The 21,075-nt window shown below is 66.2% G+C and carries 25 protein-coding genes and 1 tRNA gene; 10 read left to right on the forward strand and 16 right to left on the reverse strand.

Going from position 1 to position 21,075, the window contains the following annotated elements; genetic code table 11:
• Positions 1-63: 63 nt before the first annotated feature.
• Positions 64-1,698 (reverse strand): M28 family metallopeptidase, encoded by a 1,635-nt coding sequence (locus tag ACPVPU_RS13820; protein ID WP_448658537.1) that lies wholly within the window; start codon positions 1,696-1,698, stop codon positions 64-66.
• A gap of 236 nt (positions 1,699-1,934) precedes the next feature.
• On the opposite strand from ACPVPU_RS13820, the gene ACPVPU_RS13825 reads away from it, so the two are divergent.
• Complete coding sequence (locus ACPVPU_RS13825) at positions 1,935-3,935, forward strand: alpha/beta hydrolase family protein (RefSeq protein WP_448658538.1); 2,001 nt, start codon at positions 1,935-1,937, stop codon at positions 3,933-3,935.
• A 163-nt stretch (positions 3,936-4,098) separates the two neighbouring features.
• On the opposite strand, the gene rpsD is transcribed toward ACPVPU_RS13825, so the two are convergent.
• Complete coding sequence (gene rpsD / locus ACPVPU_RS13830; protein ID WP_448658539.1) at positions 4,099-4,713, reverse strand: 30S ribosomal protein S4; 615 nt, start codon at positions 4,711-4,713, stop codon at positions 4,099-4,101.
• 207 nt (positions 4,714-4,920) lie between these two features.
• On the opposite strand from rpsD, the gene ACPVPU_RS13835 reads away from it, so the two are divergent.
• Positions 4,921-5,241, forward strand: coding sequence for a chorismate mutase (locus ACPVPU_RS13835; protein ID WP_448658540.1), 321 nt, complete (start codon positions 4,921-4,923; stop codon positions 5,239-5,241).
• A gap of 151 nt (positions 5,242-5,392) precedes the next feature.
• Here ACPVPU_RS13835 and ACPVPU_RS13840 read toward each other — a convergent pair whose 3' ends face one another.
• From ACPVPU_RS13840 to glyA, 3 genes are all read right to left on the reverse strand, one after another.
• On the reverse strand, positions 5,393-6,538 hold the full coding sequence (locus ACPVPU_RS13840; protein WP_448658541.1) for a TrmH family RNA methyltransferase: 1,146 nt from the start codon (positions 6,536-6,538) through the stop codon (positions 5,393-5,395).
• Between the two features lie 139 nt (positions 6,539-6,677).
• Positions 6,678-7,139 (reverse strand): transcriptional regulator NrdR, encoded by a 462-nt coding sequence (nrdR, locus tag ACPVPU_RS13845; protein ID WP_448658542.1) that lies wholly within the window; start codon positions 7,137-7,139, stop codon positions 6,678-6,680.
• An 86-nt stretch (positions 7,140-7,225) separates the two neighbouring features.
• Positions 7,226-8,548, reverse strand: a complete 1,323-nt coding sequence (glyA, locus tag ACPVPU_RS13850; RefSeq protein WP_448658543.1) for a serine hydroxymethyltransferase — start codon at positions 8,546-8,548, stop codon at positions 7,226-7,228.
• A 145-nt stretch (positions 8,549-8,693) separates the two neighbouring features.
• Here glyA and ACPVPU_RS13855 point away from each other — a divergent pair, with 145 nt between their 5' ends.
• On the forward strand, positions 8,694-9,173 hold the full coding sequence (locus tag ACPVPU_RS13855; protein WP_448658544.1) for a DUF3429 domain-containing protein: 480 nt from the start codon (positions 8,694-8,696) through the stop codon (positions 9,171-9,173).
• An 18-nt stretch (positions 9,174-9,191) separates the two neighbouring features.
• On the opposite strand, the gene rpiB is transcribed toward ACPVPU_RS13855, so the two are convergent.
• Complete coding sequence (rpiB, locus tag ACPVPU_RS13860) at positions 9,192-9,635, reverse strand: ribose 5-phosphate isomerase B (RefSeq protein WP_448658545.1); 444 nt, start codon at positions 9,633-9,635, stop codon at positions 9,192-9,194.
• Between the two features lie 91 nt (positions 9,636-9,726).
• On the opposite strand from rpiB, the gene ACPVPU_RS13865 reads away from it, so the two are divergent.
• The 4 genes from ACPVPU_RS13865 to ACPVPU_RS13880 all read left to right on the forward strand — a co-directional run bounded on the left by ACPVPU_RS13865 (position 9,727) and on the right by ACPVPU_RS13880 (position 12,662).
• The gene (locus ACPVPU_RS13865; RefSeq protein ID WP_448658546.1) at positions 9,727-10,185 is read left to right on the forward strand and encodes a hypothetical protein; all 459 of its coding nucleotides are present in this window, start codon (positions 9,727-9,729) and stop codon (positions 10,183-10,185) included.
• Positions 10,186-10,327: 142 nt separating this feature from the next.
• Positions 10,328-11,563, forward strand: a complete 1,236-nt coding sequence (locus ACPVPU_RS13870; RefSeq protein WP_448658547.1) for a DUF3419 family protein — start codon at positions 10,328-10,330, stop codon at positions 11,561-11,563.
• A complete protein-coding gene (locus tag ACPVPU_RS13875; protein ID WP_448658548.1) occupies positions 11,560-12,219 on the forward strand; it encodes a class I SAM-dependent methyltransferase in 660 nt (219 codons plus the stop codon). The genes ACPVPU_RS13870 and ACPVPU_RS13875 overlap by 4 nt, the downstream gene beginning before the upstream one ends.
• Complete coding sequence (locus tag ACPVPU_RS13880; RefSeq protein WP_448658549.1) at positions 12,216-12,662, forward strand: AAC(3)-I family aminoglycoside N-acetyltransferase; 447 nt, start codon at positions 12,216-12,218, stop codon at positions 12,660-12,662. Before ACPVPU_RS13875 ends, ACPVPU_RS13880 begins: the two co-directional genes overlap by 4 nt.
• Here the strand turns inward: ACPVPU_RS13880 and ACPVPU_RS13885 are convergent.
• From ACPVPU_RS13885 to ACPVPU_RS13900, 4 genes are all read right to left on the reverse strand, one after another.
• Positions 12,659-13,423: an exonuclease domain-containing protein gene (locus tag ACPVPU_RS13885; protein WP_448658550.1), complete on the reverse strand. Its 765-nt coding sequence runs from the start codon at positions 13,421-13,423 to the stop codon at positions 12,659-12,661. The genes ACPVPU_RS13880 and ACPVPU_RS13885 overlap by 4 nt on opposite strands.
• Before the next feature lie 127 nt (positions 13,424-13,550).
• The gene (pgmG, locus tag ACPVPU_RS13890) at positions 13,551-14,933 is read right to left on the reverse strand and encodes a phosphoglucomutase/phosphomannomutase PgmG (protein ID WP_448658551.1); all 1,383 of its coding nucleotides are present in this window, start codon (positions 14,931-14,933) and stop codon (positions 13,551-13,553) included.
• Positions 14,934-14,994: 61 nt separating this feature from the next.
• A complete protein-coding gene (locus tag ACPVPU_RS13895; RefSeq protein WP_448658552.1) occupies positions 14,995-15,327 on the reverse strand; it encodes a J domain-containing protein in 333 nt (110 codons plus the stop codon).
• A gap of 12 nt (positions 15,328-15,339) precedes the next feature.
• Positions 15,340-16,155 (reverse strand): division plane positioning ATPase MipZ, encoded by an 816-nt coding sequence (locus tag ACPVPU_RS13900; RefSeq protein ID WP_448660527.1) that lies wholly within the window; start codon positions 16,153-16,155, stop codon positions 15,340-15,342.
• Positions 16,156-16,251: 96 nt separating this feature from the next.
• On the opposite strand from ACPVPU_RS13900, the gene panC reads away from it, so the two are divergent.
• Positions 16,252-17,103 carry a pantoate--beta-alanine ligase gene (gene panC / locus ACPVPU_RS13905; protein WP_448658553.1) on the forward strand — a complete coding sequence of 284 codons (852 nt, stop codon included), beginning with the start codon at positions 16,252-16,254 and terminating at the stop codon, positions 17,101-17,103.
• Positions 17,104-17,178: 75 nt separating this feature from the next.
• A complete protein-coding gene (locus tag ACPVPU_RS13910) occupies positions 17,179-17,475 on the forward strand; it encodes a hypothetical protein (RefSeq protein WP_448658554.1) in 297 nt (98 codons plus the stop codon).
• A 16-nt stretch (positions 17,476-17,491) separates the two neighbouring features.
• Here ACPVPU_RS13910 and ACPVPU_RS13915 read toward each other — a convergent pair.
• The 5 genes from ACPVPU_RS13915 to ACPVPU_RS13935 form a co-directional block, all read right to left on the reverse strand.
• A tRNA-Arg gene (locus ACPVPU_RS13915) sits at positions 17,492-17,568 on the reverse strand.
• 36 nt (positions 17,569-17,604) lie between these two features.
• Positions 17,605-18,081 carry a DUF1178 family protein gene (locus tag ACPVPU_RS13920; protein WP_448658555.1) on the reverse strand — a complete coding sequence of 159 codons (477 nt, stop codon included), beginning with the start codon at positions 18,079-18,081 and terminating at the stop codon, positions 17,605-17,607.
• On the reverse strand, positions 18,078-18,902 hold the full coding sequence (locus tag ACPVPU_RS13925) for a carbon-nitrogen hydrolase family protein (RefSeq protein WP_448658556.1): 825 nt from the start codon (positions 18,900-18,902) through the stop codon (positions 18,078-18,080). Before ACPVPU_RS13925 ends, ACPVPU_RS13920 begins: the two co-directional genes overlap by 4 nt.
• On the reverse strand, positions 18,899-19,156 hold the full coding sequence (grxC, locus tag ACPVPU_RS13930; RefSeq protein ID WP_448658557.1) for a glutaredoxin 3: 258 nt from the start codon (positions 19,154-19,156) through the stop codon (positions 18,899-18,901). The genes ACPVPU_RS13925 and grxC overlap by 4 nt, the downstream gene beginning before the upstream one ends.
• A 31-nt stretch (positions 19,157-19,187) precedes the next feature.
• Positions 19,188-19,940, reverse strand: coding sequence for a double zinc ribbon domain-containing protein (locus ACPVPU_RS13935; RefSeq protein WP_448658558.1), 753 nt, complete (start codon positions 19,938-19,940; stop codon positions 19,188-19,190).
• Between the two features lie 76 nt (positions 19,941-20,016).
• On the opposite strand from ACPVPU_RS13935, the gene ACPVPU_RS13940 reads away from it, so the two are divergent.
• Positions 20,017-20,850 (forward strand): methyltransferase domain-containing protein, encoded by an 834-nt coding sequence (locus tag ACPVPU_RS13940; RefSeq protein ID WP_448658559.1) that lies wholly within the window; start codon positions 20,017-20,019, stop codon positions 20,848-20,850.
• A gap of 10 nt (positions 20,851-20,860) precedes the next feature.
• Here ACPVPU_RS13940 and ACPVPU_RS13945 read toward each other — a convergent pair whose 3' ends face one another.
• Positions 20,861-21,043 carry a hypothetical protein gene (locus tag ACPVPU_RS13945; protein WP_448658560.1) on the reverse strand — a complete coding sequence of 61 codons (183 nt, stop codon included), beginning with the start codon at positions 21,041-21,043 and terminating at the stop codon, positions 20,861-20,863.
• Between the last annotated feature and the right edge of the window lie 32 nt (positions 21,044-21,075).

Below are 21,075 nucleotides of genomic sequence, written 5' to 3' on the forward strand. Positions count from 1 at the left end.
TGCCAGCGGCGAATAGGCAGAAGGGCAGTACTTCGACAGGCTCAGTGCGAACGGGTGGGGATTCTACTGCGCCCCCGCCCGGCTCTTGTCGCGGATCGCGCGGAATTCGGCGGTGGGGTACCAGTTTGGCCACGCATCGCCCTCGGCCAATTGCCGACCAAGCGCGTAGTAGAGGGACAGGTCGGCCACCGCCCCGTCCCAGTTCCAGGCGGGATCATATTCGTCCTGCGGCTTGTGATAGCGCCGCTCGACATAATCCGCCGCCGCCGCTGCGCCCGCCTGAGGCCCGCCCTGGATCAGATCCTCGCCGCTTTCGGCATAGAGCATGGGCACGCCAAGCTTGGCGAAGCTGAAATGATCGGAGCGGTAATAATAGCCCTTTTCCGGGCTGGGTTCCGGCCGGATCACCCGCCCCGCCCCCTCGGCGATCGGCCGGACCAGATCCTCCAGCTCCGACTTGCCGACACCGACCACGACGAAATCGCGGGCGGGGCCGACGATGTTCAGCCCGTCCATGTTCACGCCCCCGACCGTCTGCGCGAGCGGATAGACCGGGTTTTCGGCATAATATTTCGATCCCAACAGGCCCGATTCCTCGGCCGTCACCGCCAGGAAAACCAGGCTGCGCTTGGCGGCTCCAGCCTTGGCATGGGCGCTGGCCAGCTCGATCAGCCCGGCAGTGCCGGTCGCATTGTCCAGCGCGCCGTTGCAGATGTCGTCGCCGTCCACTGCGTCGCAGCGGCCCAGATGGTCCCAATGCGCCGTGTAGAGGACATATTCATCGGGCGCGGCCGTGCCGGGCAGGATGCCGATCACGTTCTTCGACGCCTGTCGCCGGATATTCAGGTCGAAGCCCGTGCTGGCGCGCACGCCCAGCGGCACCGCGCGAAACCCCTTCTGCCGGGCCGACAGGGCCAGTGCCGCGAAATCCCGCCCGGCGCTGGCGAACAGCTTTTGTGCGGCATCCAGCTGAATCCAGCCAATGACGGCGCTTTCACCCGGATTCTCGTCGCCAGGATCCTGGATCAGCTGCGGGCCGGTCCAGCTGGACTGGACGACGCCCCAGCCATAGGCCGCCGGTTCGGTATCATGGACGATGATCGCCGCTGCCGCGCCCTGCCGCGCCGCTTCCTCGTATTTGTAGGTCCAGCGACCGTAATAGGTCATGGCGCGACCCCCGAACGGCCCGTCCAGGTTCGTGCTCTGCCAGTCGGGATCGTTGACCAGGATGACGACCGTCTTTCCCTTCACGTCGACGCCGGCATAATCGTTCCAGCCGCGTTCGGGGGCGTTGATGCCATAGCCGACGAACACGACCTCGCTGTCCTTTACCGCCACGTTCGGCACCACGCGGTACGTACCCATCACCACGTCGGTTCGATAGGCAAAGGACAGCGGCGTCTTGCCGCCGGATATCGTCAGCGGCTGCACATTCCCGGCGGTCAGTTCGACCAATGGCACGTCCTGCGTCCATTCGCCCTTGTTGCCAGGCTTCAGCCCCGCCGCCTGCATCCGTTCGATCAGGAAGGCGACGGTCTTTTCCTCGCCCGCAGTCGTGGGTGCCCGCCCTTCATATTCGTCGGACGCCAGCGTCTCCGTCATCGCCTTCAATGCGTCGATCGAAAGCGCGGGTGCATCCTGCGCCGTAACCGGAGCAGCAAGCAGCGCGATCAGCACGGCGGGGGTCAGAAAACGCATGCAAGCCTCCAGTGATGATTGCGTGATGCTGGCATTGGCGGCGGCCGGGGGCAATGGCCATGAGCGAAAAGGCCGTCGCGTCCATCCACGGTCGCACCGGCCATCCGCCAATCGATTGAACCGGCTGGATTTCCGCATTGCCGGATCGTCCATTCCGGCGCGGATAGGGCCTTGTGCGCCCGGCGGGATTGATCCAGCATCACCCCCTGGGGTTATTGCGTATGGGGGCAATCGAAATGACGAGGACGTGGAACGCGGCATGGGTTGCCGCTGCCGGAATTGCAGCCGTAGTGGGGGCACCGGCTTATGGACAGGACAGCGCGGGCGATGCCGCCATATTCGGCGCGCGCGAATCGATCGAACAGGCCAGCCTGTCGCCCGACGGAACCCGACTGGCCTATCTGTCGGCGGGCGCCGGCCAGGGATCGCAGCTGATGATCCACGATCTCGCAAAACCGGATTTGCCGCCCAAGACGGCGTTGGTGGCAGACGGCAATCCGCATCGCATCTCGTCCTGTCGCTGGACGGGGCGGACGCGATTGATGTGTTCGGTCTATATGGCGACCAAGCTGGACGGCGATGCGGTCTATGCCTCGCGCATGATCGCCGTCGATGCCGATGGCGGCAACCTGAAGGTGATCGAGGTCAAGAGCGGGGCCGGCGAGCGCCTTGGCGCAGCGCTCTATGGCGGTACCGTGATCGACTGGAACCCGGATCAGGAGGGCGAGGTGCTGATGACCCGGAATTACATTCCGGAAGCCCGCACCGGCGGCACGCGGCTGGCCCAGACGAAAAGCGGCCTTGGCGTCGACCGGATCAACACCATGACGATGGCGACCACGGTGCTGGTCCAGCCGGACGACGAAGCCACGGAGTTCATCTCCGACGGCTATGGCGCGGTCAGGATCAAGGGCATCCGCAAGGTCAGCGACGCCACCGGATACGATCGGGACGAACGGCGCTATTTCCATCGCGGGGTCGATGGCGGGAACTGGCAATTGCTCAGCACGATCAATGCGACCGATCGGGGATTCGATCCCTATGCCGTCGATCGGGAAAAGAATGTCGCCTATGGCCTGAAACCGCTGAACGGCCGGATGGCCGCCTATACCAAGGCTTTGGATGGCACCGGAACCGAAACCCTGGTCTTTGCGCATCCGGAGGTGGATGTATCCGGCTTTATCCGCGTCGGGCGGCGCGGCCGGGTGATCGGCGTGCGCTATGTTACTGATCAGGCCCAGGCCGAGTATTTCGACAAGGGCATTGCGTCGATGACCCGCGCCTTGTCCAAGGCGATCCCCGGCCTGCCGCTGATCCGCGTGGTCGATACCAACGAGGACGAAAGCAAGCTGCTGGTCTGGGCAGGCAGCGACATCGATCCGGGCCGCTATTTCCTTTTCGACCGGACGGCCAAGAGCCTGAACGAACTGGCGCTGGTCCGGCCGCAGATGGAAAACCGGCCGCTCGGCGCGATGAAGGCAGTCAGCTATGCCGCGCGCGACGGCGTGACCGTGCCGGGCTACCTCACCCTGCCGCCGGGCAAGACCGACGCCAAGGGCCTGCCGGCCATCGTGATGCCGCATGGCGGCCCCGGATCGCGCGACGAATGGGGGTTTGACTGGATGGTCCAATATTATGCCGCACAGGGCTATGCCGTGCTGCAACCCAATTTCCGCGGATCGGCCGGATATGGCGAGGCATGGTTCCAGAAGAACGGGTTTCAGAACTGGCAGACGGCAATCAACGACATTGTCGACGGTGCCCGGTGGCTGCTGTCCCAGGGGACCGACCAGCGGCGGCTTGCCGTGGTCGGATGGTCCTATGGCGGCTATGCGGCACTGCAATCCGCGGCGGTCGACCCCGACCTGTTCAAGGCGGTGGTGGCCATCGCCCCGGTGACCGACCTGGAACGGCTGAAAGAGGATCGCCGCAACTGGTCCGACTATAATCTGGTCAGCCGCTTCGTCGGGACCGGCCCGCATGTCGCCGAAGGGTCACCCGCCCGCCGCGCGGCCGAGATCAAGGCGCCGGTCCTGCTGTTCCACGGCGATTTCGACCGCAACGTCGATGTCGGCCATGCCCGGCTGATGCAGTCGCGGCTGCAGGCGGCGGGCAAGGCATCGGAACTGGTCATCTTCAAGGACCGCGACCATTATATCGACGATAGCGCCATGCGAACCGAAATGCTGGCGAAAAGCACCGTGCTGTTCGACCGGGCCTTTGCCACGGCGAATTGAGCGGTATCCGCCAGGATGCAACGAGAAAGGGCGGCCCCGGATGGGACCGCCCTTTTTTGGCTTTATGACGTCGCGGCGAAGCCGCGTCGTCAGTCGCCGCTGAAGCGGCGCCGCCCGTTCGCGCTGATTTCAAGGTGGATTCAGCTCGCGCTAAATCCAGCCATCAGCGCGAATAGAATTCGACGACCAGGTTCGGTTCCATCTTCACCGGATACGGCACTTCGTCCAGCGACGGCACGCGGGTGAAGGTGACCTTCGCATTGCCATCGGCAGCGACGTAATCGGGGATTTCGCGCTCGGCCAGGCCCTGCGCTTCCAGGACCAGCGCCATTTCCTTGGCCTTGCTGCCCAGCGTGATTTCCTCGCCCGGCTTGATCCGGCGCGACGCGACGTTGCACTTCACGCCGTTGACGCGGATGTGACCGTGGCTGACCAGCTGGCGGGCGGCGAAGATCGTCGGCGCGAACTTGGCGCGATAGACGATCATGTCCAGCCGCTGTTCCAGCAGGCCGATCAGGTTCATGCCCGTATCGCCCTTCAGCCGCGACGCTTCCTCATAGGTGCGCTTGAACTGCTTTTCGGTGATGTCGCCGTAATAGCCCTTCAGCTTCTGCTTGGCGCGCAGCTGGATGCCGAAATCCGACATCTTGCCCTTGCGGCGCTGGCCGTGCTGGCCGGGGCCGTATTCGCGCTTGTTCACCGGCGATTTCGGACGACCCCAGATGTTTTCGCCCATCCGGCGGTCGAGTTTATACTTGGCGCTCTGGCGCTTCGACATGGATATTCCTTTGCAACTTCCAACGACGTTGACCACCATCCCAAGAGGGCGGCCGCGATCCCGGTCATCGCCTGGACCGGGGCCAATGGCCCGGTCAGGGTCGCCGCTTCACCGGGGTGCGGGACCAATTGCGAAGGCGGGCGCGTAGCGTCGGCCACGCGCCGAGTCAAGCTGGACAGGCCAGCCCGGCCCGCCTAACCGACGGGAATGAGCGATCCCTTGTCCCCGGAACCATCCCCGGAAAGCTGCACCACCATGGCGGAGGTCCGCGCGGGCGTCGATGCGCTCGACCGCCGGATCGTCGCCCTGCTCGCCACCCGCTTCGCCTATATGGACGCCGCCGCCCGCATCAAGCCGGACCGGAATCAGGTGCGGGACGAGGCGCGCAAGGCAGCGGTCATCGATCAGGCCCGGGCGGAAGCGGAACGGCTCGGCGCGCCCGCCGATCGCATAGCGGCGCTGTGGGAAGTGCTGGTCGAGGCGTCGATCGCCCATGAGATGGAGCAGTTCGACGCGCTGAAGGGCTAGTGCCCGGGTCATCGATCTGCCGCTTCAGCCGTTCGTGTCGAGTAGGTGTCGAGCCTGTCGAGACATCGTATCGAGACAGGCCCCGGCAATGTCCCTCGATGTGCCTTCTCGACAAGCTCGAAGGTTACTCGGGACGAACGGAGATGGGATGCTACCGCCGCCGTGGCCGGGCCAGGGTACTGAGCACGCCGCGCATCGTCCGCACCTCCATCGCATTCCAGCCCGGCTTGGTCAGCAGTCCGCGCAGTGTACGCCGCGTCACCTCGGTCCGCTCCGGCGGATGGAAATAGCCTGCCGGGGCCAGCATCCCCTCCAGCTGTTCGATCATCCCCTCCAGCTCGGCCTGTGGCGCTGGCGGATCGAGCTCGGTCAGTGGCGGCTGCGCCAAGCCCTGACCCTTTGACCATTCATAGGCGCACAGGATCACCGCCTGCGCCAGGTTGAGCGAACCGAACTGCGGATTGATCGGCACGGTCAGGATGGTGCGGGCAAGCGCCACATCGTCCGTTTCCAAGCCCGATCGTTCCGGCCCGAACAGATAGGCGGAGCGACCCGGCCCGGCATGGATGGCCCGCGCCGCCACCTCGGGCGTCACGACCGGCTTGGTGACGCCGCGCTTGCGCACCGTGGTCGCATAGACATGGGCGCAATCGGCCACCGCATCGGCAACCGTGTCGAACACTTGGGCGCGCTCCAGCACGACGTCCGCCCCGGATGCCGCCGGCCCCGCCGACGGATTGGGCCAGCCATCGCGCGGAGCGACCAGCCGCATTTCCGTCAGGCCGAAATTGAGCATCGCGCGGGCGGCCTTGCCGATATTCTCGCCCAGTTGCGGGCGGACCAGCACGATGACGGGGGGCGGGGTGGCGGTTCGAGCAGTGCTTCGAGACGGCGCTTCGCTAGCGCTCAGCACCTCCTCAGCACGAACGGTTGAGAAAAAGGTGCCGCCCCCCATACCCCGTTCGTGCTGAGGAGAGGCTGACCCCGGACTTGATCCGGGGGAAGCCTCGTCTCGAAGCACCGACCTGCTGGCCAGCCTACGGATCGCATCCCAGTCTCCCCGGAACAGCGCCTCCTTCTTGGCACGATTCCAACCCTTGATCCGCCGCTCCGCCTCGATCGCTTCAGGTCGGCTGACAAACTCCTGTGACCACATCAGCGTGACCGGCAACCGGATGCGGGTGAACCCCTGGACCTCACCGCTCTGATGCTGTGCAATCCGATGCTCGAGATCGTCTGTGTGACCGGTGTAATATTTTCCGTCCGCGCAGCGCAGGATGTAAGTCCAAAAAGCCATGCTGCGGCCTAGCCCTCGATACGCGCTCTCGACAAGCTCGATCGCTACTCGGGCCGAACGGATATTTTAACCGACGCTCCAAAGCCGCTCGTTCCGCTCAGGGTTCGTGCATATCGTGAACCCGGATCGAAACAGGGGCCTACGCCTTGCCCACTTCCGTCACCGAGCCGGCAAATTCCTCGAAATCGCGGGCTTCGCGGAAGTCCTTATAGACGCTGGCGAACCGGATATAAGCGACGGAATCGAGCGCCTTCAGCCCGTCCATCACCAGTTCGCCGATGCGGGTGGACGTCACCTCGCCCTCGCCCTGGGTTTCCAGCTGGCGCTGGATCGAACTGACCAGCCGCTCGATCTGCGTTCCGGCGATGGGCCGCTTGCGACAGGCGATGGACACCGATCGCACCAGTTTCTCCCGCTCGAACGGCTCGCGCCGGTCCTCGGACTTGAGCACGGTCAGCTCGCGCAGCTGGATGCGTTCAAAGGTCGTGAAGCGCGCGCCGCAACCCTCGCACTGGCGGCGGCGACGGATCGCCGTGCCGTCCTCGGTCGGGCGGCTGTCCTTTACCTGGCTCGCCTCGTTGGCGCAGAATGGGCAACGCATTGCTTGGTCCTGACGGATGCGGTGCCGATCCTTTCCACCGATTGGAGGATCGAACCGGCACCGCTCACACGCGCAAGCGCGTCAAATCAACCGTAGATCGGGAAACGGGCGCACAGCGCGCGGACGCGGGCACGGACATCGGCCTCGACCACCGGATCGCCGCCCTCGCCCTTTTCCTTCAGACCATCGAGCACATCGGCGACCATATGGCCGATCTCGCGGAACTCGGCGACGCCGAACCCGCGGGTGGTGCCCGCAGGCGTCCCGACCCGGATGCCGCTGGTCTTGGCGGGCGGCAGCGGATCGTTGGGGATGCCGTTCTTGTTGCAGGTGATGCCCGCCCGCTCCAGCGCCTCGTCCGCGTCCTTGCCGGTGACGCCCAGCGGGCGCAGGTCGATGAGCGCCAGATGCGTGTCGGTGCCGCCCGCGATCACGTCGGCCCCCCGCTCCTTCAGCGTCGCGGCCAGCACCTTGGCGTTTTCGACGACGGCGCGGATATAGGTCTTGTAATCGGGCTGCAGCGCCTCGCCGAACGCCACCGCCTTGGCGGCGATGACGTGCATCAGCGGACCGCCCTGCATGCCGGGGAACACGGCCGAGTTGAACTTCTTGGCCAGCGCCTCGTCATTGGTCAGGATCATGCCGCCACGCGGGCCGCGCAGCGTCTTGTGCGTCGTCGTGGTGGCGACATGGGCGTGCGGGAAGGGGGAGGGATGCTGGCCTGCCGCGACGATGCCGCTGAAATGCGCCATGTCGACCATGAAGAACGCGCCGACCTTGTCCGCGATCGCGCGGAAGCGGGCAAAGTCGATAACGCGCGGATAGGCGGATCCGCCCGCGATGATCAGCTTTGGCTGATGCTCGATCGCCAGCGCCTCGACGGCGTCATAATCGATCAGGTGGGTGACCGGATCGACGCCGTACTGGACCGCGTTGAACCACTTGCCGCTCATCGCCGCCTTTGCGCCGTGGGTTAGGTGCCCGCCCGCATCCAGGCTCATGCCCAGGATGGTATCGCCCGGCTTGACCAGAGCGAGCATCACCGCGCCGTTCGCCTGAGCGCCCGAATGCGGCTGGACATTGGCGAAGCCGCAATCGAACAGCTGCTTGGCCCGCTCGATCGCCAGCGTCTCGACCGTGTCGGACGGGTGGCAGCCCTGATAATAGCGCTTGCCCGGATAGCCCTCGGCATATTTGTTGGTGAAGACCGACCCCTGCGCCTCCATCACCGCGCGGCTGACGATGTTTTCGGACGCAATCAGTTCGATCTGGGTCTGCTCGCGCTCCAGTTCCTCTGCCACGCCAGCAAATACCTCGGCATCGGCATCGGCCAGGCCGCGGGTAAAGAAACCGTCGGGCTGAACATCGGACAGCGCGCGGGGGGAAAGGGTCAGGGGCTGGGTGCTCATCGGCCGGACCTTTGATTTCGGGGCGGCGCGTGGCTGAGCCGCCTTCATGCTTCGCCGCGCCATCTATCCGCTTGGCGCGCCGATTTCCACTGCCCATTATAGGGGCAGGCCGGAACGATCGCACGAAAGGAATAGCATGGGGCGCATGACGCCGAACTTGCCCGCCCTGGTGGGGATGCCTGCCGGCGCGAAATGGCTGGGCCTGGCGGGATTGTTGCCGCAGGGGGCCTGTGTCGCAGTGCTGGTTTCCGGCTCGGTCGAATGGCGCTTTGCCGCACTGGCGATCGCATGGCTGTACGGCGCGCTGATCCTCAGCTTTCTGGGCGGCACCTGGTGGGGCCTTGCCGCGCGGCATCAGGAGCCGTCGGCGGGGCTGTTCGCCATCGCGGTGGTGCCGTCGCTGGTCGCGCTGGCGACGATCTGGCCCTGGCTGGTCGGCGACCCGTGGCCGCAACCCTCTCTGTTCCTGCTGGGTGTCGCGATCCTGGCCTCGCCGTTCGTCGACGCGTGGTTCTACCGCCAGCGGCTGACCCCGGCCTGGTGGATGGGGCTGCGGGTGCCGTTGTCCATCGGATTGGGCCTGTTGACCCTGATCGCCAGCGGATTCGCCACGCCGGTGGTCTAGGGCTGCCGACCCGCGCGCTCAGCCGAGGACGCGGCCCAGCTTTTCGACGCGGCGGGCATGGCGGTCGCCGCCGAATGGCTGCGCCAGGAACGCCTCGATACACGCCTTGGCCATGTCCGGTCCGGTCAGCCGCGCGCCCATCGCAATGACGTTCGCGTCATTATGCTCGCGCGCCAGCCGGGCCGATAAAGGTTCCGACACCAGCGCGCAGCGACAACCGGGATGGCGGTTGACCGCGATCGAGATGCCAATGCCCGATCCGCACAGCGCAATGCCGAAATCCGACCCGCCACCGGCCAGATGTTCCGCGAGCGCATAGCCGTAATCGGGATAATCGACGCTGTCGGCGGCATGCGGCCCCAGATCCTCGACCGCATGGCCCTGCGCCCCCAGCCAGGCCACAAGCATGGCCTTCAGCTCGACGGCTGCATGGTCGGATGCGATGGCGATGCGATGGGTCATGGCGTTCCCGTGACGAAGGCGATGCGTCCATCTAGGCGCTTCGGGCGTTCAGCACTAGGCTGAAGTCAATCACCCCCGCCTGGAGAAGATCATGCGCACCCTGTTCCCCGCACTACTGTTGCCGCTCACCATGACCCTGGCGGCCTGTGGCGGCGGGACGGAGAACCCCGCCGTGACCGATGCAGCCGATGCCATGCCGAACGAGATCGTCGATCTGCCCGTCGAGGGGAATGACGCCATCGGCAACGAAAGCGCGGTGGCCAATGAATGGACCGGCCGCTGGATCGGGCCGGAGGGCACCTATGCCACCATCCTTCCGGACGAAGAGGTTGGGCCGGGCCATTACCGGATCAACATGAAATACGGGCTGGACGATTCCATGGCCGGCGATTTCCAGGCCGTGACGGATGGGGAGACGTTGCGCTTCACCCGGCCGGACGGCGATCAGGTGCTGAAACGCGGCGACGGGGCCGCCACCGGCATGAAATATTTGGCCGAAAAGTCGGATTGCATCTACGTCAAATCGGGCGAAGGCTATTGCCGCGACTGACCCCAGCGGTTAGCGGGCGCCTATGCCGGCTTGGCGACGATTGACCTTCGATCACCCCTGTGACGCGGAACCGTCATATGTCATGTCTAGGCGCGCGTGAAACCGCTATGGTGCGGCCGCAACCAGTTCCGGGAAGCCGTTGATGCGTTCGATTGCCAAGTCGCCCAAGAACGAAGCGGTCCGTGGTGCCGTTCATCGTCACGACCACCTGTCGAAGGAAGGGTTGCTCGAACGGGCCTTCACCTTCGCCTTTCGCGGGCTGGTTTATGCGCAGATCTGGGAAGACCCGGTCGTCGACATGGAAGCGCTGGCCATCACGCGCGACAGCCATGTGATGACGATTGCGTCGGGCGGCTGCAACATGATGTCGTACCTGACCGCCGATCCGGCCCGGATCACGGTCGTCGACCTGAACCCGGCGCATATCGCGCTCAACAAGATGAAGCTGGTGGCAGCGCGCCACCTGCCCGACCAGGCGGCGTTCCACCGGTTTTTCGCCGATGCCGACCGCGCCGACAATCTGGACCTGTATCGCCGCCACATCGCGCCCAACCTGGACGCCACCAGCCGCGCCTATTGGGAGGGTCGCGACCTGATCGGCCGCAAGCGGATCGGCGGCTTTGCCAAGGGATTCTATCGCCGCGGCCTGCTGGGCAATTTCATCGCGCTCGCCCATTTCCTGTCGAAGCTGTACGGTGTCGATCCCCGCGAAATCCTGGCGGCCAGGGACATGGCCGAACAGCGGCGCATCTTCGACACCCGGCTGAAGACCGTGTTCGACAAGGGCTTCATCCGCTGGCTGGTCGATCAGCCCGCCAGCCTGTTCGGCCTGGGCATCCCGCCGGCGCAATATGAATCGCTGGCCAGCGACGATCCGCAAGGGATGCGCGCGGTGCTGATCGAGCGGCTGCGCAAGCTGGCCTGCGATTTCCCGCTTAAGGACAATTATTTCGCGTGGCAGGCGTTCAATCGCGGGTACGACAAGGCGCCGGGCGCGTCGCTGCCGCCCTATCTGCAGGCCGACAATTTCGAAACGGTACGGGCGCGTGCCGACCGCGTCGATGTTCGCCACGAAAACATGGTGCATTTCCTTGAATCGCAAGGGGCCGGATCGCTCGACCGCTATATCCTGCTCGATGCGCAGGACTGGATGACCGACGAACAGCTGACGAAGCTGTGGAGCGAGATCACCCGCACGGCAAAGTCCGGCGCGCGCGTGCTGTTCCGCACCGCCGCTGCGCCCAGCCTGTTGCCCGGCCGGATCCCCGACGTGCTGCTGAACCAGTGGGACTATCGCGCGGACGAATCGCTGGATTACACCCGCCGCGACCGATCGGCGATCTATGGCGGCGTTCACCTGTACGTTCTGAAGGCATGAACGACCAAAGCCCGGCCGATCATGGCCGCCGCATGGATGCGATCTATGCGGCGCAACGCCATATCTATGACCTGACCCGCAAATATTATCTGCTGGGCCGCGACCGCATGCTGGATGCATTGCAACCCCCGCCGGGCGGCACGGTGCTGGAGGTCGGGTGCGGGACGGCGCGCAACCTGATCCTGACTGCCCGGCGTTATCCCGGTGCGCGCTGCCATGGCTTCGACATTTCGGCCGCGATGCTGGAAACGGCGCGCGACAAGGTCGCAAAGGCCGGGTTGGCGGGTCGCATCACCTTGGCAGAGGGGGACGCCACCGCGTTCAGCCCGTCCGCCCTGTTCGGCCTAGACGGGTTCGACCGCATCTTCATGAGCTATACCCTGTCGATGATCCCCGACTGGCAGGGGGCGATTGCGGAGGCAGCAGCCAGGCTCAATTCCGGCGGCGCGCTGCATATCGTCGATTTCGGCCAGCAGGAACGCCTGCCCGCCCCCTTTCGTGCCGCGCTGTTCGCTTGGCTGGACAAGTTCCATGTGACGCCCCGCGCGGATATGCGGGCAGCCGTCGAACGCATCGCGTCGGAACAGGGCATGACCGCCGATTTCCGGCCGCTGTTCCGCGGCTATGCCTGGTCGGCGGTGCTGACCCGGCCATGATCGTCCGCCGCCTCGGCGCGGCTGACCTTGCCGCCATGCGGGCGGTCAACGCGCTGTTTGCCGAAGCGTTCGGGAACGATGGCGGCGATGCCTATACCGATGCCCCGCCCGGGGACGACTGGCTGGCCGAGCGGTTGGCCAGCCCCGACTTCATCGCGCTCGCGGCGATGGAGGATGGCCGGACCATAGGTGCCGCCGCCTATGTCCTGACCAAGTTCGAACAGGAACGGCGCGAAATCTATCTCTACGATCTGGCGGTGGCAGCGGACCGGCGGCGGCAGGGCGTGGCCACTGCCTTGATCGAGGCGCTGCGGGAAATCGCCCGATCAATCGGTGCCTGGGTCGTCTATGTCCAGGCCGATCACCGCGATCCGCCCGCTGTCGCGCTCTACAGCAAGCTCGGCGAGCGCGAGGACGTGCTGCATTTCGACATCGCGCCTTAAAGCAACAACCGCTCCACGCTTTCCGGGTCCGCGCCGATCGCGCCGCCATTGTTGCGCCGCTCCAGTTCCAGCTTAGCGGTATAGCGCACATCCTCGTCCCGGTCGGTCAGGTACCGGGCCAGCACCTCGTTCTCCAGTTCGCGCCAGTCGCGGCCGCGATCCGGGCCATAGCGGACGCGGGGCAGCAGTCCGGGCTGGTTCGACCATTCGACCAACTGGGCGACGCTCGCCTGGTTCAGCATGTCGCGCAGGTGAAAGGCAGTGACATAGGCGTCGGGAAAGGCGCGGTGCGCCGGCAGCCCGCGTTCATGCTCCATGCCGTCGGGCTTGCGCCAGTAGCGCAGCATCTGATTGGAAAAGCCCGGGCTTTCCGGCCATAGCCGCATCGCGCATTTCCAGGTGCAGATCCAGTCTGCCGACCGGGTCAGCGCCGGGGTGCAGAACTGCTCCTCGAAACTCGCGCGGTGGGCGGCCAGCGCCACCCGGCGCGGCCAGGGGTCGAGCACCTGTCGCGCGACATCATGCCACCAGGGCGCATCCGCCACCTGTTCGTCCAGGATGTGATGCACCGCCTGGGTAACGGGCGGGATCGACCGACCGGGATTGACCAGCATCGAGCCGCCATCGCCCGACAATTCCCACCGGCCATCCTCGCCCAGCGCCACATCCTGCCAGCCGATTTCGATGACTGCATGGGTCGGCGGCGCTGAGCCGGTGGTTTCCAGGTCGATTACCCGGACGATCTGGGGGGTGGGACGCATCCCGGACAGATGGGCCGTGCCGGCCCCGATTGCCAGTGCAAATGCTGAATGCGCGCCAGACCGGGTTCCCACCGCAACCCCGTCGTCCCCGCCTTCGCGGGGACGACGACAATCAATCAGGCCGCGATCAATGCCCGGCCTGCGGACCGCGTTCCAGGCCGCTGGCGGCGAGTTGCGCATCGATCATCGCCATCAGCCGGTCCAGACCGGCCTGATCGTTCGATTCGGCGCGCGCGACCAGCACGTCCTGGGTGTTGGATGCACGCAGCAGCCACCAGCCATCGGGCGTATTCACCCGCGCACCATCGGTGTCGTTGACGGTCGCGCCCTCGGCCTTCAGCCGGGCCAGCACTTCGTCGATGACGGCGAACTTGCGCGATTCATCGACCTGGAACCGCATTTCCGGCGTATTGACCATCGCCGGCATTTCGCTGCGCAACTGGGTCACCGATTTCCCGATCTTGCTGACCGCCTCGATCAGGCGGACGGCGGCATATTGCGCGTCGTCGAAGCCGTAAAAGCGGTGCGCGAAAAAGATGTGACCCGACATTTCGCCGGCCAGCGGCGATCCGGTTTCCTTCATCTTGGTCTTGACCAGGCTGTGACCGGTTTTCCACATCAGCGGCTCGCCACCCAGTTCGGCGATGCGGTCATACAGCGCCTGGCTGGCCTTCACGTCCGCAATGATGGTCGCGCCGGGCACGTCGGCCAGCACGGCTTCCGCCAGAATGGACAAAAGCTGGTCGCCCCAGATCACCCGGCCCTGCCCGTCGATCGCGCCGATCCGGTCGCCGTCGCCGTCGAATGCCAGACCGAAATCGAGCTGCTTGTCAGCGACCAGCGCCTTCAGATCGGCCAAGTTCTTTTCTTCGGTGGGATCCGGGTGATGATTGGGAAACGTGCCGTCGATTTCGGTGAACAGTGTGAAATGCTCGCCGGGCAGCTTGGTGACCAGCTTTTCGATGACGGTGCCGGCCGCGCCGTTGCCGGCGTCCCAGCCGATGCGGAATGCGTTGCCCTCGAACCCCTCGACCAGCCGGTCGACATAGGCGTCGAGAATGTCGGCGTCGGTCACCTCGCCTGCGCCTTCCTCCCAATCGCCTTCGGCCGCAAGTCGGCCCAGCGTCTGGATATCGGCGCCGAAAAACGGACGGTGCTGAAACACCATCTTGAAGCCGTTATAGTCGGCGGGATTATGGCTGCCGGTTATCTGGATGCCGCCATCCACCTCTAGCGTCGCTTCGGCGTAATAGAGCATCGGCGTGGGGCCCAGGCCGACGCGGACGACGTCCACGCCGCTGGCGGTCAGCCCTTCGACCAGCGCCGCTTCCAGGCTGGGCGAGGACAGGCGGCCGTCGCGGCCGACGGCGACCCGCGTGCCGCCCGCCCGGCGGATCAGCGTGGCAAAGCCGCGTCCGATCGCGCGCGCGTCGTCCGGCCCAAGCGTTTTGCCGACGATGCCGCGAATGTCGTATTCGCGCAGGCTGGTCGGATGGAACTGATGTGTCATTGCGGATCTCCCCTGCCGGTGCGCGGCACCCAAAGCCCTATTGCCGCAGCGCAATAATCGTTCAAGAGCCGATTTGTTTCAGCAATGTGTCCCGCGCCGCGTTGACCGTGCGCGTCAACTCGGCCGAACCGCCCCGGTCGGGGTGGACCGCCGCGATCAACCGGCGATGTGCGGCGCGGATCTGGGCCGCGTCCGCATCCGGCCCGACGCCAAGCACCGCACGGGCCGCAGCCGCCTCGTCCGCCAGACGAACCGCAGGGGCAGGCGCGGACGAAGGCGCGGACGGGGCAGAGGGTCGCGGTCGCCGGAACCGGTCCTGACGCACGACCGGCATCCGCCATATCCACCACCCGGCATAGGCAACGGCCAGTGCGATCAGCAATTTCCAGATCATGACCGTGGGGGATCAGGCCACGCGCGGGATCGACGGTGCGTCCGGCGTCGCGCCGGGAGCCAGGTCGGGCAGCGCCAGCCCGGCCATCATCTCCCGCAACTCCTGGCGCGCGGCGACATGGGCAATTCCCATCTCTCCGAACGCGCCGGCGTCCAGCATCGTCAGCCCCTTGGGAAACAATTCGCGGTAGATCACGCGTTCCGACAATCCGGGCACCACCCTAAACCCGACACGCTTGGACAACTGGTCGATCGCCTCGCCCACCCGCTTCATGTTGCGCGCCTCGATATGCTGAACGCGGTTGCGCAGCACGACCCAGTCGATCGTCGCCCCGTCCGCCCGCGCCCGCGTCTTGCGCGTTTCCCAGATCAGTTCGGAATAAAAGCTGGGCCGCGTCACCTTGAACGTATCGGGATCGACCTGACCGATCAGGTCGAAATCGACGAAACTGTCGTTCATCGGCGTGACCAGCGTGTCCGCATTGGTAACCGCGATCCGGGCAAAGCGGTCGTCGCGGCCGGGCGTGTCGATCACCAGGAAATCGGTGTCGGCACTCATGCGTTCCAGCAGGCCGGTAAACCGGGCCATGGTTTCGCCGTCATGCGTTTCATAGGCCGGCATGGGCAGATCCAGCTGGTTGCGCCGCATGATCTCGCGCCGATTGTCCAGATAGCGGCCGAGCGTGCGCTGCCGGTGATCCAAGTCGATACAGCCGACGCGGGCGCCCCGCGCCGCCAGCGCGATGGCGACGTGAACCGCCGTGGTCGATTTGCCCGTCCCGCCCTTTTCGTTGGCGAACACGATGACGTGCAGGCCCTTGCTGCCGATGCCCAAGCGTGAATATCCCTTGTTGCCGGACCCTGTTCGCCAGCCTAGATGGCCGCCCGCATCCGTTGCGGACATTGTATCGGAGGCCTGGTTACCGTGCAAACTATCCGTGAGCTGGATCGCCTGAGGGCCGAAATCCGGGCCATGGCAGCCGGGGGCGATCGGGTCGCGCTGGTGCCGACGATGGGGGCGCTGCATGCCGGCCATATCGCGCTGGTCCAGGCCGCGCGCAGCCAGGCGCAGCGCGTCGTCGTGTCGATCTTCGTCAATCCGATGCAATTCGCCCCGAACGAGGATCTGGCCGCCTATCCCCGGCGGGAAGCCGCCGATTTGCGGATGCTGGCCGATGCCAATGTCGACATCGCCTGGCTGCCCAGTGTCGAGACCATGTATCCCAACGGGTTCGCCAGCCGGGTGAGCGTGGCGGGAATCACCGAACGGCTGGATGGCGCGCACCGGCCCGGTCATTTCGACGGGGTGGCGACGGTGGTGACCAAGCTGTTCAATCAGGTGCGTCCCGATCTGGCACTGTTCGGCGAAAAGGATTTCCAGCAGCTGGCGGTCATCCGGCGGATGGTTGCCGATCTGGACATGCCGATCGACATCGTTTCGGTGCCGACGCAGCGGGACGATGACGGCCTGGCCCTGTCGTCGCGCAACCTGTACCTGACGCCGGAGGAACGCAGCGCCGCCACTGCCCTGCCCCGCGCACTGGGCGTCGCGCAGCGGCAGATCGAAGCAGGCGGCGATGTGGATGCCGCATTGGCCCAGGCATCCGAACAGCTGGAACGGGCGGGCTTCACCACCGATTATGTGACGCTGGTCGATGCCGCGACCCTGGGCGAACCCGGCGAAGGGGAGCGCCGCCTGCTGGCGGCCGCGCGCATCGGCGGAACGCGGCTGATCGACAACATGGCGGTTGCTGCACCCATTACCGAACAGGGTTAACGCCGTTAACCATTTGTTGAAGTTCATCGGCCAGAACGGACCCCGCTAAGGAAGCAATGCTTTCAAGGGGGCGACATGGGCAACAGCGTGAAAAGCGCACAGTTCCTGATGGACAGCCGGATGCGCGACGCGATGCGGGGCGATACCGATGCCTGTTTCGAACTGGGCATGGTGTATTCAAGCGGGGCTGGCGGCGAATCGATCGACCTGATCGAAGCGCATAAATGGTTCAATTTGGCGGCGCGCCACGGCGATATCCGCGCCCAGCAATGCCGCGCCGAAATCGCCGAGGACATGACGGCCCGCGAAATCGCCGAAGCGCAAAAGCAGGCCCGCGCGGTGCTGGTAAGCGCGAACGTCCGCGCAGCCTGAACACGGGATGGGGGCGTGGTGCCCTCGAGAGGACTTGAACCTCCGACCTGCGGTTTAGGAAACCGTTGCTCTATCCGGCTGAGCTACGAGGGCACTGGCACAGGCTGGTAGGCGAGCGGGACTTTGCGGTCAATTCAGCTGTTCGGGTGGAACCACCGGCACCAGGAGCGGCATCACCGGCACCCCTTCTTCCGCCAGTTCGCGCGCCACTTGCGGATCGGCGCGACCATGGATCGGCGAATCCGGCTCCTTCCCCGAATGCATCGCCCGTGCCTTTCGCGCGAAATCATCCCCCACCCACTGACTGTCCGCCAGCGCCTTTGCCTGGGCTTGCGCCAGCGCGGCCATCGCCTCGCGCAACGGCGGGGGTATCGAAGGGCCGCCGCTGGTCATCGGTACAGGCCGCTGACGGGCTGGCTCGACCGCCTGGCGCTGATTGCCCTTGGCCGCGACATTGGGGGCCATCACCGCCTTTTCGACCGAACCGTCGCCGCAGACTGGACATTCGACCAGACCAGCGGCGCGCTGTTCCTCCCAGGCCGACGACGATCCGAACCATGCTTCGAACACATGGCCTCGCCCGCATCGCAGGTCGAACACGATCATCCCGCCCGGTCCACCGCCGGAATGTGTCGCCGATGCCGGATCGCGGGCACCCGGCCGCGCACTTCCGCAACGCGCGCCACGTCGATTTCCGCAAAGCCCAGACCCGCCGCCTCGCCCATGTCCAGCAGCACCTCGCCCCAGGGATCGATGACGAGCGAATGGCCATAGGTCGCCCGGCCATCCTCGTGCACCCCGGTTTGTGCCGCCGCGACGACGAACACCCCCGCCTCGATGGCACGGGCGCGCAGCAGGGTATGCCAGTGCGCCTTGCCCGTGGGACGGGTGAATGCAGCCGGGATGGACAGGATTTCGGCACCCGCATCGGTCAATGCCCGGAACAGGTCGGGGAAGCGCATGTCGTAACAGATCGCCGGGCCGATCGCGCCGACCGGCGTGTCGACCACCACCGCCCCCTCGCCGGGCCGATAGCTGGCCGATTCGCGCCACCGCTCTCCGGTCGCCAGATCGACGTCGAACAAATGCAGCTTGTCATAACGGGCACGGATCGCACCAGCATCGTCGATCACGAACGCGCGGTTGGCATAGCGCCCATCGCCCGCCAGCACGGCCAGGCTGCCGATATGCACCCACATGCCCTGCGCCGCCGCAGCCGACCGCACGGCGGCCAGCACGGGGTCCAGATCCTCCTGCGTCACATGCACGGAGCCGCGTGCCCGGTCTGAATCCAGAAGGCCGCTCATTTCCGGGGTGAACAGCATTGCCGCACCCTCTGCCTTTGCCGCGGCCACGGCATCGACCATCACTGCGGCATTGGCGGCGGGATCGATACCGCTCGTCATCTGCAGGACGGCGACCTTCATGCCGATAACAGCGCGTCCAGCCGCCCTTCGCGGTCCATCGCGGCCAGATCGTCCGATCCGCCAACATGGGTATCGCCGATGAAGATCTGCGGCACGGTCGTCCGGCCGCCAGCCCGATCAATCATCTCGGCGCGTTTCGGACCGCCCATCGTGATGTCGTGTTCCTCGAACGATACGCCCTTGCCGTCCAGCAGCCGCTTGGCCCGGATGCAATAGGGGCACCATGCCTTGGTATAGATTTCGACCTTTGCCATGGGTTCTAGCTGTGGTGCCTGCCCGCGCTTGTCAATCCGCCTCGACATGGGTGACGCGGGCAAAGGTCAGGACGCTGACCCGCGCGGCCCCCGCGCGCTTCAGCGCGGCGGCACAGGCACCGACCGTCGCGCCGCTGGTATGGACATCGTCGATCAGCACCAGATGCCGCCCGGCGATGCGGGCACGCCCTGCCGCATCGACCCCGAAAACGCCGCGCACGGCCCGCCGCCGCGCGCTGCCGTCCATTCCGCGCAGCACCGGCGTGCGCCGGATGCGCGCCAGCAACTGCGTATCGTGCGGCACGCCTCCGATACGACCCAACGCCGCCGCGATCAGCGCCGACTGGTTGAACCCGCGCGACCATAGCCGCCAGCGGTGCAACGGCACCGGCACCAACAGGTGCGCATCGTCGGGCAGGTGACGGGCCATCATCCGCGCCATGGTCTGGGCCAGCGCCATCCGCCGCCCATATTTCAGCTTCAACGCCATCTGGCGCGCAACGGGGCCATAGGCGACTGCGGCGCGCAGCCCGTCATGGACGGGTGGCGACGCCATGCAGGGCGCGCACTGCGCCATCGGGCCTAGGTCCGCCTCGAACGGTTCGGCGCACAGGGCACAGGCCGGCTGGCCCAGAAAGCGCAGGCCCGACCAGCAATCGGCGCAAAGGCGATGGTCCGCCTCCACCACCTCCCCGCATCCCGGGCATCGTGGCGGCAATGCCAGCGCGAGGATGCCTGCCCCGGCCCGTGCCGCCCAGTCTGCCGCCGCCTTGCCCCGCCCCATGGCCTGCCCCGCGTCACCCCTTGCCGTGGCCCAAGCCCCCTTGTCGCGCGCCCCCGCACCCGGCACAAGCCGCGCGATGAGCGTCCCGAACCTGTTCGATCGCAATGCGCGCCGCCTGCGCCGCGACCGTGCCGCCGCCCGCGGTGCCGATGATTTCCTGCGCGCGGTGATGATCGACGGGCTGGCCGACCGGCTGGGTATGGTCACGCGGACCTTTGCCGATGCGCTGGAAATCGGCTGTGCGCCGCCGCTGTTCCCCTTTCCCGCCGGAGTTGCCGTCACCCGGATCGATCCCGGCCCGCGCTATGCGGCGATGGCGGGTGGCCTGGCGATGGACGAGGACAGGCTCGACCTGGGTACTGGCCGGTTCGACCTGATCGTTTCCGCCGGTCTGATCGATCAGGTCAGCGACCTGCCGGGCACGCTGGCCCTGATCCGCCGTGCCCTGCGACCGGACGGGCTGTTCCTCGGCGCATTTTGCGGGGCGGGCAGCCTGTCCAGTCTGAAGGCTGCTTTCCTGGCGGCAGAGGCGGAGCGCCCGGCGGCGCGGGTCCACCCGCAGGTCGACGTGCGATCGGCGGGCGACCTGTTGCAGCGGGCGGGCTTTGCCCTGCCGGTGGCGGATGTCGAGCCGCTGACGGTCCGCTACGGCTCGCTCGGCCGGTTGCTCGACGACCTGCGCGCGATGGCGGCCACCAACCTGATGACCGCGCGGGTGCCCTTGACCCGCACGACCCTGGGCCGGGCGGCGGCGGCGTTCGCCGACATGGCGGATGCGGACGGGCGGACGGCCGAACGGTTCGACATCGTGTACCTGACCGCGTGGGCGCCCGACGACAGCCAGCCGAAACCGGCGCGGCGGGGATCGGCCACGGCATCGATGCTGGACGCGCTGAAACCCCGGTCCTGAATGCGGGGCGTCAGGCGGTCAGGGCAAAGGCGGCCAGCAGGAAGCCGATTAGGATCGCCAGGAACTGCACCGTCGTCCACGGCACGACGCTCACCCGGTCTGGATCGTCCCGGTTGACCCGCCGGTGTTCCGCCACCCCACCGACCACGGCCAGCATCGCCATCGCGGCCACGCCGCCCCAAATCGCTTGCATCGCTGCGCCCCAACACCCATTCCACGCCAGTC

The sequence above is a fragment of the Sphingomonas paludis genome (assembly GCF_053502515.1).

What these genes read in the sequence shown, in the direction of transcription:
- ACPVPU_RS13910 (WP_448658554.1), top strand. Translation starts at nt 17,179, where the DNA reads ATGGGCAACAGCGTGAAAAGCGCACAGTTCCTGATGGACAGCCGGATG.
- nrdR (WP_448658542.1), bottom strand. Translation starts at nt 7,139, where the DNA reads ATGCGTTGCCCATTCTGCGCCAACGAGGCGAGCCAGGTAAAGGACAGC.
- ACPVPU_RS13880 (WP_448658549.1), top strand. Translation starts at nt 12,216, where the DNA reads ATGATCGTCCGCCGCCTCGGCGCGGCTGACCTTGCCGCCATGCGGGCG.
- rpsD (WP_448658539.1), bottom strand. Translation starts at nt 4,713, where the DNA reads ATGTCGAAGCGCCAGAGCGCCAAGTATAAACTCGACCGCCGGATGGGC.
- ACPVPU_RS13835 (WP_448658540.1), top strand. Translation starts at nt 4,921, where the DNA reads ATGAGCGATCCCTTGTCCCCGGAACCATCCCCGGAAAGCTGCACCACC.
- glyA (WP_448658543.1), bottom strand. Translation starts at nt 8,548, where the DNA reads ATGAGCACCCAGCCCCTGACCCTTTCCCCCCGCGCGCTGTCCGATGTT.
- ACPVPU_RS13925 (WP_448658556.1), bottom strand. Translation starts at nt 18,902, where the DNA reads ATGAAGGTCGCCGTCCTGCAGATGACGAGCGGTATCGATCCCGCCGCC.
- ACPVPU_RS13885 (WP_448658550.1), bottom strand. Translation starts at nt 13,423, where the DNA reads ATGCGTCCCACCCCCCAGATCGTCCGGGTAATCGACCTGGAAACCACC.
- ACPVPU_RS13825 (WP_448658538.1), top strand. Translation starts at nt 1,935, where the DNA reads ATGACGAGGACGTGGAACGCGGCATGGGTTGCCGCTGCCGGAATTGCA.
- ACPVPU_RS13840 (WP_448658541.1), bottom strand. Translation starts at nt 6,538, where the DNA reads ATGGCTTTTTGGACTTACATCCTGCGCTGCGCGGACGGAAAATATTAC.
- ACPVPU_RS13935 (WP_448658558.1), bottom strand. Translation starts at nt 19,940, where the DNA reads ATGGGGCGGGGCAAGGCGGCGGCAGACTGGGCGGCACGGGCCGGGGCA.
- ACPVPU_RS13870 (WP_448658547.1), top strand. Translation starts at nt 10,328, where the DNA reads ATGCGTTCGATTGCCAAGTCGCCCAAGAACGAAGCGGTCCGTGGTGCC.
- ACPVPU_RS13945 (WP_448658560.1), bottom strand. Translation starts at nt 21,043, where the DNA reads ATGCAAGCGATTTGGGGCGGCGTGGCCGCGATGGCGATGCTGGCCGTG.
- pgmG (WP_448658551.1), bottom strand. Translation starts at nt 14,933, where the DNA reads ATGACACATCAGTTCCATCCGACCAGCCTGCGCGAATACGACATTCGC.
- ACPVPU_RS13855 (WP_448658544.1), top strand. Translation starts at nt 8,694, where the DNA reads ATGACGCCGAACTTGCCCGCCCTGGTGGGGATGCCTGCCGGCGCGAAA.
- ACPVPU_RS13940 (WP_448658559.1), top strand. Translation starts at nt 20,017, where the DNA reads ATGAGCGTCCCGAACCTGTTCGATCGCAATGCGCGCCGCCTGCGCCGC.
- ACPVPU_RS13820 (WP_448658537.1), bottom strand. Translation starts at nt 1,698, where the DNA reads ATGCGTTTTCTGACCCCCGCCGTGCTGATCGCGCTGCTTGCTGCTCCG.
- ACPVPU_RS13865 (WP_448658546.1), top strand. Translation starts at nt 9,727, where the DNA reads ATGCGCACCCTGTTCCCCGCACTACTGTTGCCGCTCACCATGACCCTG.
- grxC (WP_448658557.1), bottom strand. Translation starts at nt 19,156, where the DNA reads ATGGCAAAGGTCGAAATCTATACCAAGGCATGGTGCCCCTATTGCATC.
- ACPVPU_RS13920 (WP_448658555.1), bottom strand. Translation starts at nt 18,081, where the DNA reads ATGATCGTGTTCGACCTGCGATGCGGGCGAGGCCATGTGTTCGAAGCA.
- ACPVPU_RS13895 (WP_448658552.1), bottom strand. Translation starts at nt 15,327, where the DNA reads ATGATCTGGAAATTGCTGATCGCACTGGCCGTTGCCTATGCCGGGTGG.
- ACPVPU_RS13875 (WP_448658548.1), top strand. Translation starts at nt 11,560, where the DNA reads ATGAACGACCAAAGCCCGGCCGATCATGGCCGCCGCATGGATGCGATC.
- rpiB (WP_448658545.1), bottom strand. Translation starts at nt 9,635, where the DNA reads ATGACCCATCGCATCGCCATCGCATCCGACCATGCAGCCGTCGAGCTG.